This is a genomic window from Streptomyces sp. NPDC030222, from assembly GCF_055573115.1.
This window is the reverse complement of record NZ_JBVICA010000007.1, coordinates 341,016-356,610: the sequence shown is the minus strand read 5'-3', so window position 1 is coordinate 356,610 and position 15,595 is coordinate 341,016. Positions and strand designations below refer to the sequence as shown.

6 protein-coding genes are annotated in these 15,595 nt (G+C 72.1%); 3 read left to right on the top strand and 3 right to left on the bottom strand.

All coding sequences use genetic code 11. The features are described 5' to 3' along the window. Window positions 1–458 precede the first annotated feature (458 nt). Together ACZ4Z5_RS14095 and ACZ4Z5_RS14090 are read right to left on the bottom strand one after the other, a co-directional pair. Window positions 459–3,185 carry an AAA family ATPase gene (locus ACZ4Z5_RS14095; RefSeq protein WP_468261471.1) on the bottom strand — a complete coding sequence of 909 codons (2,727 nt, stop codon included), beginning with the start codon at window positions 3,183–3,185 and terminating at the stop codon, window positions 459–461. Between the two features lie 145 nt (window positions 3,186–3,330). Continuing rightward, a complete protein-coding gene (locus tag ACZ4Z5_RS14090; protein WP_468261469.1) occupies window positions 3,331–6,318 on the bottom strand; it encodes an AfsR/SARP family transcriptional regulator in 2,988 nt (995 codons plus the stop codon). A 320-nt stretch (window positions 6,319–6,638) separates the two neighbouring features. Between ACZ4Z5_RS14090 and ACZ4Z5_RS14085 the strand changes: the two genes are divergently transcribed. From ACZ4Z5_RS14085 to glnII, 3 genes are all read left to right on the top strand, one after another. Beyond that, window positions 6,639–9,650 (top strand): ATP-binding protein, encoded by a 3,012-nt coding sequence (locus ACZ4Z5_RS14085; protein ID WP_468261466.1) that lies wholly within the window; start codon window positions 6,639–6,641, stop codon window positions 9,648–9,650. Between the two features lie 862 nt (window positions 9,651–10,512). Then, window positions 10,513–12,108 (top strand): glutaminase A, encoded by a 1,596-nt coding sequence (glsA, locus tag ACZ4Z5_RS14080; RefSeq protein WP_468261463.1) that lies wholly within the window; start codon window positions 10,513–10,515, stop codon window positions 12,106–12,108. A 213-nt stretch (window positions 12,109–12,321) separates the two neighbouring features. Next, window positions 12,322–13,341 (top strand): glutamine synthetase, encoded by a 1,020-nt coding sequence (glnII, locus tag ACZ4Z5_RS14075; protein WP_468261461.1) that lies wholly within the window; start codon window positions 12,322–12,324, stop codon window positions 13,339–13,341. A gap of 560 nt (window positions 13,342–13,901) precedes the next feature. Here the strand turns inward: glnII and ACZ4Z5_RS14070 are convergent. Further along, window positions 13,902–15,191, bottom strand: a complete 1,290-nt coding sequence (locus tag ACZ4Z5_RS14070) for an ammonium transporter (RefSeq protein WP_468261458.1) — start codon at window positions 15,189–15,191, stop codon at window positions 13,902–13,904. Window positions 15,192–15,595: the final 404 nt, after the last annotated feature.

The following is a 15,595-nucleotide window of genomic DNA, read 5'->3' as shown; positions in this document are numbered from 1 at the left end:
CTCCTGCGCGACGTCGCCGAGAACCGCCAGCTCGGCGACACCACCACCCTCACCGACTCCACCGTCATGGACCTCATCCAGACCAAACTCCCCACGACGACGGACGAGGACTGAGCGGACGCGCAGGACGCACATCCGCACAGCGGCAGCCCGAAGGCAACGGGCTGAACCATGAGCCGGATGCCGGGCAGTGACTCCCCCCACTGCCCGGCATCCCACAGCCCGAACACAACGGGCCCAACCAAGAACCGGATGCCGGGCAGTGACTCCCCCCACTGCCCGGCATCCTCTTTTGTGCGTTCACGGAAGGGCGCCTGACGTACCGAAGGCACCTGTCGTGCGTGGTGTCGTCCGCGGGACCTCGCAACGGCGGTGAACGGTGGCGGCCTGCGCCGGACCTGTCGTCGAGCGCCCGCCGGTCGAGGCAGCCCTCGCCGGTACGGGCGCTCGCGGGCGCGCTACGCGCCCAGCGCCTCGGCCAGGCCGGCGCGGCCGCTGATTCCGAGCTTGTTGTACGCCTTGCTGAGGTGGATCTCCACGGTCCGCAGCCCGACGAACAGCCGTGCCGCGATCTCCTTGTTGGTGAGGCCCTCGGCGGCGAGGTCGGCGACCCGGCGCTCCGATGGGGTCAGCGCCGCCACTCCGTGCGCGACCTTCGCATCCGGCCGGTAGCCGCCTGCCCGCAGCTCCTCCCTGGCGTATTCGGCCACTGCGGCCGCCCCGCACTGTTCTGCGAGGCCCACGGCCTGCCGCAGAGGTTCCTGCGCCGCCGAGGGCCGCCCGGTGCGCCGGATCAGGGCACCGAGGTCGGCGAGCGCCTGCGCGCAGGAGAGCCTGGCGTTCGACGGTTCCAGCAGCCGGACGGCCTCACGGAGATGGGAGACCCCCGCCGGCCCGCCGGTGACCACGCCGAGCGCGCGCAGCGCCACCCCGGTGAACTCCGGTACACCCCATGCCCGGGCCTGGGCGACCTCCTCCTCGGCGAGTGCCCTGGCCTGTTCCTGCTCGCCGAGGGCGGCATGGGCCAGCGCGGCCTCGGACCGCCACGGCAGCACGGCCGGCCCCGCCATCCGGCGGGACGCGGCGCGCTCCCCGGACTGGAGGAAGTCCGCGAGACCTTCTCGGTGGCGGCCCTGGGCGGTGTGCAGCCGGCCCCTGACGAGCGCGGTGATGTCGTTGGCCCAGTGCCGTCCGAGCCGGCCTGTCATCCCGTAGCGGATGAGGAGTTGTTCGGCCTCCTCGGTACGGCCCTGCTTGACCAGTGCGTCGGTCCACAGCGCCACGCAGTGGCTGGTGGCCGGGCCGGCACCGATACCGCTCAGCAACTCGACCGCGGCTTGGGCGTCCGCCTCGCAGCCGGTGACGTTGCCCAGGCGGTAGTTGACGCCGGCGCGGAGGGTGCGGACGTATGCGTGGCTGAACGCGGATCCCCGCGCGCGGACGACCTCCAGATCGGCGTCGACACGGGCGAGGGCGAGATCCGCGCGGCCCGCCGCGGCCAGCGCCAGGACCGGGGCGGTGTAGACGAAGGATTCGTCGTTCTCCGGGCAGACGCCGTCCGTCAGCGCCTGCTCGGCGTACGCGGCGGCCTGTGCGGCGTCGCCCCCGTCCAAGAGCGAACGGAGCGACAGCAGCGCGGCGAGGGGGCGTCCGACGGCCGTGCCGTCGGCCTCGGACAGGTCCATCGCTGTCAGCCGGGGCATCGCCGCGGCCGCCGTGCCGTTGCGGCTGAACTGGGCGTAGACCAGGTCGATCTCCAGGCGCAGGGCGTCCAGCGGGCCGGCCGGGCGGATCCGCTCGGCGACGTGCCGGAGCACGTCGATGCCCTCGGGGTAGCGGTCCAGGGTGAACAGTGCCCCGGCCAGCGAGCGTGCCGCGGCGGCCTGTTCGCCGGGCGCGGTGGCGAGGTCCAGGCTCCGTCGGAGGCTGTGCAGTGCGGTGGGCAGGCTGTGGGTGAGTTCGGCTTCGCCTAGGGCGGCCAGGGTCTGGGCCCGGATCCGCTCGGGGAGGGGTTCGCGCAGTGCGCGCTGCAGGCAGGCGATGGCGGAGGCGCGGTCACCGCGGTCTTCGGCGTCGCCGGCGGCGCGGAGCAGGGCGTCGACCGTCCAGTCCTGGCCGAGCGGTGCGTTCAGCAGGTGGGGGGTGACGGTGTCCCAGTCGACGGCGCGTTCGATGAGGAACCGCGCCGCGCGGGCGTGGAGTTCCTGGCGGCGGCTGGGCAGCACGTCGTGGGCGACGGCTGTGCCGAGGAGCGGGGAGGTGAAGCCGGGACCGCGCTGCTCGTGGGTCATGAGTCCGGTGGCTGCGAGCGCGTGCAGGGCGTCCTCGACGGCGGGCTCGGGCATTCCGGCGACGTGGGCCAGAAGGTCGGGGGACGGGGTATCGGGGCCGGCCAGTACGGCGACCGCCTCGGCGATGGCCGCCGCCGGCCGACCGACGGCGCGCAGCGTGGTGTGGAGGGCGCGGCCCAGTTCGGCGGGCGCGTACCGGTCGAGACCGGCGGCGGTGTCGGCGTCCGGGGCCGCACCATGGGTGCGCAGGGACCGGAGCAGGGCGTGGAGCAGGGCGGGGTTGCCCCCGGTGACGTTGCGGCACGCGGTCACGAAGTCGGGCTCGGGGGTCTTCCCGAGTACCGCTTCGGCCAGTGCGCCGACTTCGGCGTCGCCGAGGGGCGAGAGCCAGACGCGGTGCCGGAAGAGCGGCAGCAGTGCGCCGATCTCGTGGTCGTCGCAGTCCGGGTGGCCGGGCCCCATGGTGGCGAGCACGGTGATACGGAGGCCGTCCAGTCGGCGCAGCAGTCTGCCGAGCCACCGTACGGAGGCCGGGTCGGCCCATTGGAGGTCGTCGACGCCCACGACGATCCGGCGGTCGTCGCCGGCGAGGGCCGCCATGGCGTGGTGCGGGACGCCATAGCCGGTGAGGCATGCGGTCGCGGGCTCGTCGGTCCCGTCGGCGGCGTGCTCGAACAGCTGCTGGACGACCCCGGGTTCGGCAGGTGGGTCGAGGGGGTCGGCGGTGGCGCAGAGCACGAGGTGCCCGGCCGCCGCGGCCCGGTGCAGCACCCTCCGGAGGAGCGCGCTCTTGCCCGCACCGCCGGCCCCCCGGACGAGGACTGCCGTTCCGGGTGCGCGGTGTTCGCTGAGCTCGCCCAGTATCGCGAGTTCTCGTTGTCGTCCATAGAGCACGGCTGTCGCCCTGTCGTCCCCCGCACACTGCACGGCCTTACGGCTTGGTCAGATGTGCTGTTCACTTCACTCTTCGTATATCTGTTCGCGTCAATATGATGCTCCGCGGTCACCCTTGGTTCCCTCGCCGAGGAAGGTGAGACCGTCACCTAGTACCGGAGGGCCGGCTCTCACCGTCCTCGATGCCGCCCTCGGAGACGTGCTCGGTGCCGCCCTCGGAGACGTGCTCGGTGCCGCCCTCGGAGACGTGCTCGGTGCCGTCCTCGGTGACGAGCCCGATGCCTTGCTCGATGCGGTCGAGGAGATCCGTGGCCAGTCGCTGGCCCGTGATGTCGCCGAGCAGGGCGAGCGTCGGGAGCGCTTCGACGGCCGCGGCACGGGCCTCGGCCGGGCGGCCGTCCCCGGACTGGGCGAGGGCGAGTCCCAGCAGCGTGTGGGCCCGCTGGGTGGGCAGGTCATGGGCCGCGCAGAGCGCCAGGGCCCTGGTGTAGTGCTCGACCGCGTCGGCGTGCCGGCCGAGGTCGTGCAGGGCCTGGCCGAGGCTGCGCAGGGCGAGCACGCTGCCGAGGGCGCACTCGGCCGCCTGGCTGAGGGTGAAGGACTCGCGGCAGTACCGCACGGCCCGGCCGGGCTCCTTGCGGGCGAGATGGGTCATGGCCAGCCCCAGCATGCACTGTGCCTCGAAGCCGACCTCCTCCGCTGCCCGGGCGATCGCGGCGGCCTCGGTGAAGTGGGTGACCGCTTCGTCGAGGGATTCCCGGTCCATGGCCGCCGCCGTGCCCCGGACGTAGGCGAGGCGGTGCCGGAAGACCCGGTCGCCGGGCGAGGTCGTCAGGAATCCCTGCCGGGCGAATTCCTGGGCCCGGTCCTGCTGTCCGGCCGCGGCGTAGGCCAGGGCGAGCACCGCGCACGCGTTGACGATCGCGGGGCGGTCGTCGTCCTCCTCCGCCTCGTCGAGCAGCACGTGTCCGAGCGACACCATGGAAGCCCACGCCACGCAGAGGTCGGCGAAGGGCATGAGGAGCACCAGGATGCGCCCGATGGTGCGTGCGTCGTCGGCGCAGACCGGACGCGTCGGGTGGTGGACGATCTGGGCGGCGACGCCCAGGATGCCGGGGAGTTCGGCGATCACCCACTGCTGTGCCTCGGAGCGGTCCGCGAAGCGCGGCCCGCCCGGGAGGCGCGGGTCCAGTGCCTTGGCCAGCCGGCTGTAGGGCCGGTCGGCGCCCAGCGCGGCGCTCATCCCGGCGAGGTGGAAGAGGGCCAGCCGGCTGAGGGCGGCTTTGCGTTCCGACGACGAGTCGGTCTTCAGTGTGCGGTGGCGGGCGTACAGCCGCAGCAGGTCGTGGTAGCGGTAGCGTCCCGGGTCGAAGGACTCCAGGAGGCCTGCGTTGGCCAGCGACTCCATGACGTCCTCCGCGGCGTCCTCCGTGGTGCCCAGGAGGGCCGCCGCGGCTCGCGGCGTGACCTCCGCCGCCTCCGGGATGGCCAGCAGCCGGAAGGCCCTTGCCTCGGTGCTGCTCAGGGAGGTGTAGCCGAGTTCGAAGGCGGCTTCCACCGCGAGGCCGCCCGCCTGGAGTTCCGTGAGTCTGCGCGAGCGGTCGGTGAGCCGGGTGGTCAGCGAGGAGATCGTCCAGCGGGGCCGTGCGGCCAGTCGCGACGCGGCGATGCGCACGGCGAGCGGGAGGAGGCCGCAGGCGTGCACGAGGCTGCGGGCCGCCTCGGGTTCCGTGGGGAGCCGTTCGGCGCCCGCTATCCGCTCCAGCAGGGCGAGTGCCTCCGGCTCGCTGAAGGGCTCGAGTGCGGTGCGACTGGTGACGGGGAGGCAGGCGAGCGGGGTGCGACTGGTGATCAGGGCGGCGCACTCGGCCGTCCCGGGCAGCAGTGGCCGCACCTGCTCGCTGTTGACGGCGTTATCAAGGAGCAGCAGGAGACGCCGGCCGGCCAGCCGGGACCGGTAGAGAGCCGTGCGTTCGACGTGGCCGGCCGGGATGTTCCTCGCAGAGACGCCGAGGGCCAGCAGGAACGACTGCTGGACGGCGTACGGGTCCGCGGGGTCCCTGCTTGCGCCGCGGAGGTCGACGTACAGCTGGCCGTCGGGGAAGTGCTCGCGTGCCGCGTGGGCGGCGTGGACGGCCACGGTGGTCTTGCCGACGCCGCCCATGCCGTGGACGACGCATACGGTCGTGGCCGTCGCGGGCTGTCCCCCGGCCCCGGAGAGGGTGTCGCTCAGGTGGGCGACCGTTTCCTGACGGCCGGTGAAGTCCGGCACGTCCGGGGGGAGCTGGGCCGGGGGTATCCAGACCGGTGCGGGAGCACGGTCCGGCCCGGGGGCCGGGTCCTGGGCGGGCGTCGGCGCGGAGTCGCCGGGCAGCGCCAGGCCCGGATCGGACTGCAGGATGCGCTGGTGCAGACGGGCCAGGTCGGGGCCCGGCTCGATGCCGAGTTCCTCGGACAGGTAGTGGCGTGTCCTGCCGTATCCGGCGAGCGCGTCGGCCTGCCGTCCGCAGCGGTACAGGGCGAGCATCTGCAGTCCGCGCAGCCCCTCGCGCATCGGATGCTCGTCGGCCAGGGCGGACAGTTCGGCAGCCGCCTCGGAGTGCCGCCCCCGTTCCAGCTCCAGGCCCAGCCGCCTCTCGTGCAGGACCAGCCTGGTCTCGGTGAGCCGGTCGCGCTGCCGCTCGGCGTACTCCCCCGGTACGCCGGTGAGCGGTGTGCCGTCCCACAGCGCGAGCGCCTCGCCGAGCAGCCGGACGGCGCGCTCCGGGTCGCCCGCCGTCACGGCATGCTCCGCGTCGGACGCCAGCTGCTCGCAGCGGGTGGCGTCCAGGGCTCCGTCGGCCAGCCGCAGCGCATAGCCGCCGGCCGTCGACACCAGGGCCTCCGGGGCACGCGGATCGGTCTCCAGTACGGTGCGCAGCCGGGAGACGTGGTTGCGCAGCGCCACTGCGGCGCTGGCGGGCGGGTCCCAGCCCCAGATGCCGTCGAGGAGTTCCTGCACCGAGGCCACCTGGCCCCCGCGCAGCGCCAGGGCCGCCAGCACGGCTCGCTGCTGGGCCGGTCCGGTGTCCAGCTCGCGATCGGCGCGCCATGCACGCAGCGGACCCAGCACCGCGATCCTCAGACCATCCACGTTCCCTTACTCCTGTCACTGGTGCTACGGGCCCCTGGCGTCACGCCGTGATGAAACATGCACAAATCGTCACTTACCAGGAAGTTACGGGGTACTGACATCCGACTCGGAGAATTCGATCCACGTGAGTGCGGCTGCCGGTCCGACGTCCGTCGGAAGCCGGCGCTGCACGCACCGTCCGGTACCCCGACGACTGTGGTGCCACCGCCGAGGCGGGTTGTGATCCGCTCATGACACCGCTCCGTTCGGACGCTATCCGAGTGCGGCGGTTCGGCAGGCGGCGGCGCACCGGAGCCAACCGACCGCTCTCACACCGTTGAGTGACCTTGTCCCATATCGCCCCGAAACCCGTCTCCCCCGTCGTACCGGCGCCATTCGACCCCGGTCTTCGCGCCGGCGGGCGCGATGCCGGGCAGGCTACCGCACGCCCCCCACGCCCCCTCCGGGCCGTTCGGAATGCGGACACTATCTATGCTGACCAGCAAAAACACCAGCCTGCCATACCCCTGTTCACCGGCCGGGAACGCGAACTCGGCGCCATCAGGGAGCTGTTCTCCGCGCGCACCTCGCTGAGCACAGCGGTCCTCGTCCAGGGAGAGGCCGGCAGCGGCAAGAGCGCCCTGCTGCGGGCCGCCGTAGAGGAGGTCCGCGAGGAGGGCGACATCGTCGTGTCGGCCTCCGGGGACGTGATGGAGAGCGGCTTCGCCTTCGGTGTGGTGCGCCAGATGTTCGAACACCTCGTCCGAGCCGCGGGCGACGGACCGGACTCACCGCTGTCCGGTCACGCCGCCGGTGCCGCGTCGCTGTTGCTGGAACCGCCCGGGACCCGGCGCGGCGGTGGCGTCGCGGCCCGCGGGGAGGCCGAGGAACTCCTGAACAGCCTCTACTGGCTCGCGGTGAACCTCACCACGAACGGCAGACTGCTCGTCGTCATCGACGACCTGCAGTGGGCCGACGCGGACTCGCTGCGCTGGCTGCACTTCCTGCTGCGGCGCGCGGGCAACCTGCCCCTGGTCGTCCTCGCGTCGCTGGGGCCGGAGCCGGCCACCGAGAGTGCGGAGACGACGGGGGCCGTCCTGCGGCTGTTCCGCCATCAGCTCGTCCTGCAGCCCCTCGAGGACGACGCCGTCGCCGCCGTCGTCGAGGACGCCCTGGGCACGGCCGTGGAGGCGTCCTTCACCACCGCCTGCCGCACGGCGACAGGCGGCAATCTGTTTCTGCTGCACGCCCTGGTGCGGACGCTCCGCGCGTCGGGAGCCGCTCCCGACGCGCGCACCGCGGGCGAACTCACCCGCTACACCCCCACGGGAGTCGGGCGGGCCCTGCACGGCCTGATCAAGAACTCCGGCCCCCACGCGCTCGCCACGGCCCAGGCCCTGGCGGTGCTCGACGGATCCGCCGACATCGTCCTCCTGGCCGGTGTGGCCGGGCTGGCCGAGGGGACCACCCGGGACGCCGTGCACGGACTCGTCCGGGCCGGGCTGATGACCAGCACCGACGACACGGTCGCCTTCTCCTGCCCGCTCGTCGCCGCCGCCTTCACCGAGGAGGTGGTGCCGAGCCGGCGCCACCAACTGCACGCCAGGGCGGCACGCCTGCTGCTCGCGCAGGACGCCCCGCTGGAGGAGGTGGCGGCACACTTCCGGCAGGCCCCCCTGGGAGTGCCCGGTGCGGCCGACGTACTGCACGCGGCCGCGGCGCAGGCCACGCGGCGCTGCCGTCCCGCGGACGCCATCGCGCTGATCCGGCGCGCCCTGCGTGAAGTCCTCAGCGAGGAGTCCCGGGCGACCCTCCTGATCGGCCTCGGCAGGGCGGAGCTCGCGACCAGTGTCCCGGACGCCGTCCGCCATCTGCAGCGGGGACTGGAGCTGTCCCGCGAAACAACGGAGCGGACCTCGGCGGCGCGCGCCCTCTCACGGGCGCTGTTCGCGCTCGACCGGTACCCCGAGGGACTGGCGGTGCTCCGCAGCACCAGCGCGGCCCTCCGGCCGGTCGACGCCGCGAACGCCCTCCGCCTGGAAGTCGACTTCCTGTACGGCAGTGTGAACCTGCCCGCCGCGGCCGCACTCGCGATACCCCGGCTCCAGGAACTCCGGCTCTCCGACGCCGGGGGAGGCCCCGCGGAACGGCCGCTGGCCGCGCTGCTCAGCCTGCGCGCGCTGATGACCGGCGAGGATCCCCACGAGGTGATCTCCCTGGCCCGGCAGGCGCTGAGCCACGGCCTGAACCCGGCCGACGACGAATCCCTGGTGTATCTCGGCGCCATCCTCGCCCTCGGGGCGGCCGGGCAGGCCGAGCTCGCCCTCGCCTACGTCGACGAAGCCGTGAACGAGGCCCGCACACGGGAATCGGCGCTCGCCTACGCGTACGCCGTCGGCACCCGTGCCAGTGTGCGGTGCAGGCTGGGCCAGGTGACGGAGTGCCGGGCCGACGCACAGGCCGCACTGGACGCACTGGGCGAGATCGGCGTCGACAAGTGCAACATGCACAGCGTCGCCGCCCTCGCCACCCTCATGGACGCGCTCACGAAACAAGGTGAGCTCGACGAGGCGGCCGCGCTGCTCGAACAAGGCGGGCTCACCGGCGACTTGAACGGTCACTGGGTCAACGACTACGTCCTCCTGGTACGCGGACGGCTCCGGATGGCCCAGGGCCGGACACGGGAAGCCCTGGCCGACCTCCTGCTGAGCGGCCACCGGACCTGCGCCCGCAGACTCCCCGGAGCGGGTGTGCTGCCCTGGCGCTCGGAGGCGGCCCTGGCACACGCAGCGCTGGGCGAGCGCGATGCCGCCCTGGCGCTCGCCCGGGACGAGCTGGCGCGCGCCCGCGCGTGGGGCGTCCCGGACTTCCAGGGGCTCGCCCTGCGGGCCCTGGGACTGGTGACCGGCGGCGCCGAAGGGTTCACCATGCTGCGCGAGGCCGTGACGGTCCTGGAGAGCACTGCGGCGAAGTACTACCACGCGCAGGCAGCCGCCGACTGCGGTGCCCAGGCACGCGGAGCGGGGGACCTCACGGAGGCACGGATCCACCTCCAGCAGGCCGTCAGTGTCGCGCACCAGATCGGTGCGACGGTGGTGGCGGAGGCGGCCCTGTCCGAACTCCGGGCGCTCGGCGACCGTCCGCGCACCCGTGCCTTCCACGGCGTGGACTCCCTGACGCCCACCGAACGGCGCGTGGCGGACCTGGCCGCGCAGGGCATGACCAACCGGGCCATCGCCCGCCATCTGTTCGTCGGTCTGCGCACGGTGGAGGTGCACCTCACCAACGCGTACCGCAAGCTCGACATCGACGGCCGTCCCGGCCTGGCGGAGGCGCTGGCGCGGACGGACTGACCTCTTCGGCCCCGGACCTTCCGGTGAAGGTCCGCGACGGCCCGGACCGGCGCTGCACCTTGCGCCGGTCCGGGCCGTTCTGCTTGCCGTCGAACGCGGCAGGCGAGTGAATGCCCCCGTCGGGAACCGCTTCCCGTTCGTCTCCCCTGCGCCGGTCGGCGGACGACGAGGCCAGGTCTCCCGGGATTCCACCGGAACCTTGGGGAAGTCGTCGTGAAATCCCCGTGACGTCCCTTTGGAATCCCGTCGGCGCGCCCCGCGAATTCGACCTGCTGTGTCGCCGCGATCACTCTTCGGGACCGGACATCCGACGCCGGGTTCCCCTGGAAGTGCACCTGCCTGGCGAACGGAACAGCACTACCGCCGATTTCCTCCTCCGCCCTGGCACCGCGGCGCAGTACGCGGCCCGGAAACGAGCCGTTCTCGACGCCCGCGGGCCCGGCCGTCCATGCCGCGCCCTTCCTCACAAGGACGAGGCACCCGGCGTCACGAGGGCGAGGCAGGGGGCACCCCGGAGCACCGAAGCGCGAACCGAGGGATGACGACCGGGACACCCAAGGATTTACCGAGATCGGGGTTTCACGGCTTGCATCCGGCCTCCCGGAATTGATGAAGTCGGAACCAGGACAGCGATTTCCCTCGCTTGCCGCGACCTCGACAGGCCGGACAACCACGGCCGGAAGGTCGTCCGGGGAATACGGAACGACCCGTGTCCGTCCTCCCACCGCCGCCGGGACCGACCGCCCGCGGCCACCGCCCGAGGGGGATCAACCAGCGAATGCACACGAAAGCAGGCACCTTCATGACGAAAACGGGGAGCGGGGGCACGGCGAGAAAGGCCGGCCGCCCCTCTGCCGGAATCGTGGGGCGCACCGGAACGGATGCGGCCGACGACCTCGGTGGGGTCCGAGACCTGTTCGACTCGTTCAAGAAGGACGCGGAAGGCCACATTTCCGTCGAGGAGATCGTGTCACGGCTCCGGCAGGCCGGCATCACTCCCGACGACCCGCGCGTCCGCGACGCCTGGGCCGCGATGGGGTGTTCCGCGGCCGACGGCGGGCGACTCGACATCGCACAGTTCGCGAGGTTGTGCGAGCGGAACGGGCGCCTGCTGGCCCGCGCGGTCACCGGGGATCTCGTCATTCCGGACTTCCCCTCCTTCGTCGCCGACATCACCGAGATCTACGGGAAGCTGCTCTCCGAGAAGGGCGGCGCCGTCGCCGACTACATCCCGCAGCTGAAGCGGGTACCGCCGGACCAGTTCGCCATCTCCGTCTGCACGGTGGACGGCCAGCGCTTCTCGATCGGTGACGCCCGGGTGGACTTCTGCGTGCAGTCGGTCTGCAAGCCCGTCAACTACTGCCTCACGCTGAAGGAGCACGGCGCCGACGTCGTCCATCGGCACGTGGGGCGGGAGCCGAGCGGACTCGGGTTCAACGAACTGTCGGTCAACGCGAACTGGCTTCCGCACAACCCGATGATCAACTCGGGTGCCATCATGAGTTGTTCGCTCATCCGGCCGTCCCTGGACATCGCCGACCGCTTCGACTACGTCGCGGAAACGTGGCGGCGGCTTTCCGGCGGCAGCCCCGTCGGGTTCAACAACGCCGTGTACCTGTCGGAGCGGCAGACTGCCGACCGCAACTTCGCGCTCGGCTACTACATGCGCGAGCACGGTGCCTTCCCCGGCGGCACCGATCTCATCGAGACCCTGGAGTTCTACTTCCAGTGCTGCTCGATCGAGCTCGATTCGGCCGCCCTCGCATCGGTGGCCTCCACACTCGCCAACGGCGGCGTCGTGCCGCTCACGGGCGACCGGGTCTTCTCCACCGGATCCGTGCAGAAGTGCCTCTCCCTCATGTCCTCCTGCGGGATGTACGACTATTCCGGAGAGTTCGCCTTCTCCATCGGGCTGCCGGCCAAGAGCGGGGTGTCCGGAGGGCTGATGCTGGTCGTCCCGCAGGTCATGGGGATCGCCATCTGGTCACCGCGCCTGGACGCCCTGGGGAACTCCGTGCGCGGCATCGAGTTCTGCAAGCAACTGGTCGAGAAGTACAACTTCCATGTGTACGACTCCCTCGTCGGAAGCGACTGCGAGAGCAAGCGCGACCCGAGGCTGAAGAAGAACCAGACGGCGATCGAAGGAACGATCCGTCTACTGTGGTCGGCGAGCAAGGGCGACCTCGACGGAGTACGCACCTGTCTGGCGTCCGGAGTCGCCCCGTCGTCCGCCGACTACGACGGGCGCACCGCGCTCCATCTGGCCGCATCCGAGGGACATCTCCCGGTCGTCTCCCATCTGCTGGAGCAGGGCGCCGACGTCGCGGCCGTCGACCGCTGGGGCGGAACGCCACTCTCCGACGCGGAGCACGGCGGCCACAGCACCGTCACCGAGGCGTTGAAGCGGGCGGCCGCCTCCGTCACGACGCCGCCGGGGACCACGAAGCGGACCGCCTGACCTCCGGGCGGGCCCGCCGCACGACCAGCCCTACGACCACGCCATAGGCGCCGCCACCCACCGGGTCACCGACCCGGCCCGCGCCACCGACCAGCCGCGCTCCGGGGAGTCGCCGCACCGAAGAGAACGGGTGCCGACAGCCCCGGGCAGGCCGACAACCACCCCACACCGGGACGGGATCACCCCGCTCCGGCCACGAGAGAAGGAAATGCCATGAGTTACCGCGCCGAGTACATCTGGATCGACGGCACCTCCCCGACCGCCAAGCTCCGCTCCAAGACGAAGATCCTGGCCGACGGCACCGAGCCGAACACCTGGGGCTTCGACGGTTCCAGCACCAACCAGGCCGAGGGCCACGCGTCGGACCGGGTGCTCGAGCCGATGTTCACCTGCCCGGACCCGATCCGCGGTGGCGACAACCTGCTGGTGCTCTGCGAGGTGCTGAACACCGACGGCACGCCCCACGTGTCGAACACCCGGGCCGAACTGGTCCCGGTCGCCGAGCGCTTCGCGGAGCACGCCCCCCTCTTCGGCATCGAGCAGGAGTACACGTTCTTCGACGGCGCCCGCCCGCTGGGCTTCCCCGAGAGCGGCTTCCCCGCCCCTCAGGGCGGCTACTACTGCGGTGTGGGCGCCGACGAGATCTTCGGCCGCGAGATAGTCGAGATGCACCTCGACCGCTGTCTGGCCGCGGGTCTGGCCGTCTCCGGCATCAACGCCGAGGTCATGCCCGGCCAGTGGGAGTTCCAGGTCGGTCCGCTCTCCCCGCTGGACGTGGCCGACCAGCTGTGGGTGGCCCGCTGGCTGCTCTACCGCACCGCCGAGGAGTTCGGTGTCTCCGTCACCCTCGACCCCAAGCCGGTGAAGGGCGACTGGAACGGCGCCGGAGCGCACACCAACTTCTCCACGAAGGCGATGCGCGAGACCTATGTCGCGATCATCACCGCGTGCGAGGCGCTCGGCGAGGGCTCCAAGCCGCTGGACCACGTGAAGAACTACGGCGCCGGCATCGACGACCGCCTGACCGGTCTGCACGAGACCGCCCCCTGGGACGAGTACAGCTACGGCGTCTCCGACCGCGGTGCCTCGGTCCGCATCCCGTGGCAGGTCGAGAAGGACGGCAAGGGCTACATCGAGGACCGCCGCCCGAACGCGAACGTCGACCCGTACGTGGTGACCCGGCTGATCGTCGACACCTGCTGCACCGTGCTGGACAAGGCCGGCCTGATCTGATCCCCCCTTCGCAAGGCCGCCCCGGCAGTGATTGCCGGGGCGGCCTTCCGCGTTCCCGCAGCCGGGCGCCCGGGGCCCTACGAGCCAGGTCCTCGCACGAGAGGGAACGCGGCGGCGCGGAGTCCGCCGCGCGCGTGACCGTCCGGCCCACGACGATGTGCGAGCGCCGGCCGTGAGGGCGGCACACGGTGTCCCGGGGCGGGCGCGCCCGGCCGGGTGATTCCCGGAGCGACGACCACGCTCCGTTGCCCGGTACGCCGCGCGCGGCCCCGACTTCGGGCGGTGAGACGACGGCACCGTGACAGTCGGCCTCATCGGCCGACCGGGCCGGCCCCAGCACCTGCTCATCGATCGAATCCCCTATGCCGGCGTCGGAACGGTCCGGTCCGGTCATCCCGCCGGGCTCTCCATGTCGTCATGGCGACACCGCACCCGCCGCCGTCCGCCTCCCGAAGGGCTGCCGGCGGCACAACGCCGAGGCCCGGTACGGAACATCCGTACCGGGCATCGGGCCGGGCTGCCGCCGGCAGGGGCGCGGCGTCAGGGGCGTCGTAGCGGGCTCAGACGACCAGGTTGCGGTGGCGCTCGGCGGCGGCGTTCCCGTCCATCCCGGCGGCGAGGGCCGCGCCGAGGCCGGCCGCGGAACCGTCCAGCACGGTGAAGTCGTAGGCGGTCTCGGCGTGGAAGGCCTGGTCGACACCGGAGGTCTCGTCGCGCTCGACGGCCCGGAACCCGATGGTCACGTCGACGAGCTTGGCCAGGAGCCACGACACGACGAACGAGAACGCGGTCACGGAGAACGCTCCGATCGCCTGCTTGCCGAGCTGCCCCGGACCGCCGACGCCGTTGACGGCCAGCACGCCCACGAGCAGGGTGCCGACGAGACCGCCGACCAGGTGGACGCCGACGACGTCCAGGGAGTCGTCGTAACCCAGCTTGTACTTCAGGCCGACCGCCCACGAGCAGACCACGCCGGCGACGACACCGATGAGGAGCGCCCCGAACACGCTGACGTGCGCGCCGGAAGGGGTGATGGCCACCAGACCCGCCACCGCGCCCGAGGCGGCACCCGTCGTGGTGAACGCGCCGCGCCGGATCCGCTCGTAGGCCAGCCAGCCGAGCATCGCGGCGCCGGTCGCGATCTGGGTGTTCAGCGCCATGCCGGCGGCCGTGCCGTTGGCCGCGAGCGCGGAGCCGGCGTTGAAACCGAACCAGCCGAACCACAGCAAGCCGGCGCCCAGCATGACCAGCGGCAGGCTGTGGGGGCGCATGGTCTCCTGGCGGAAGCCGATCCGCTTGCCGACCACCAGTACCGCGGCGAGGGCGCCCACACCGGCGTTGATGTGGACCGCCGTTCCGCCGGCGAAGTCGATGACCTGGAGCTTGAACAGCCAGCCGTCCGCCTGCCACACCCAGTGGGCGACGGGGAAGTAGACCAGCGAGACCCAGAGGGCGATGAACAGCGCCCACGCGCTGAACTTGACGCGGTCGGCGAGGGCGCCGCTCATCAGCGCCGGCGTGATGATCGCGAAGGCCAGCTGGAACAGGGCGAAGGCGAAGACGGGGATGCCCTCCTTGCCGCCGGTCAGCGTGTCGGCCGTGATGCCCTGGAGGCCGATGTGGTCGAGATCGCCCAGCAGTCCGCCACCGAGGTCGTCGCCGAAGGCGAGCGAGTACCCGTAGAGCACCCACAGCACGCTGACGATGCCGAGTGAGACGAAGGACATCATGAGCATGTTGAGGGCACTCTTCGCCCGCACCATGCCGCCGTAGAACAAGGCCAGGCCGGGCGTCATCAGCATGACGAGCGCGGCACTGATCAGTACGAACGCGGTATCTGCGCCGTTCACAGCGGGTTCTCCTCGTGGATCCGGCCGCCCCGGGGTGTCCGGGACGGTGATGTGCGCTTTCGGGTGGTGGGTGCGACCCGGGTGGGCACAGGGACTCGCCTCGTGCGCGACCAGCGGGAAGCAGGGGGTCACGGCATGCGGTGGTCACGGCATACGGCGACCGGCCCGGGCCCCTGTGGGGCGCCTGTGCGCCGGCCGACGAAGGGGCCCGATGCACCCATATGACCAATCGCGGACAGGTGCCGACAACCCATGACCCGCGGCCGGGACAAAGCCTTCGGTGGAGCACCCCATAAGCCTTCGGCCGAGTCCGCGGGGGCCGCCCGATGCCGGGCCGGGGCCGTCCGGTGCAGCGACGTGCGTCCGGCGACGGAATACGGGATACGACCGCGGGGCACTCGGGA

What these genes read in the sequence shown, in the direction of transcription:
- glnII (WP_468261461.1), top strand. Translation starts at nt 12,322, where the DNA reads ATGAGTTACCGCGCCGAGTACATCTGGATCGACGGCACCTCCCCGACC.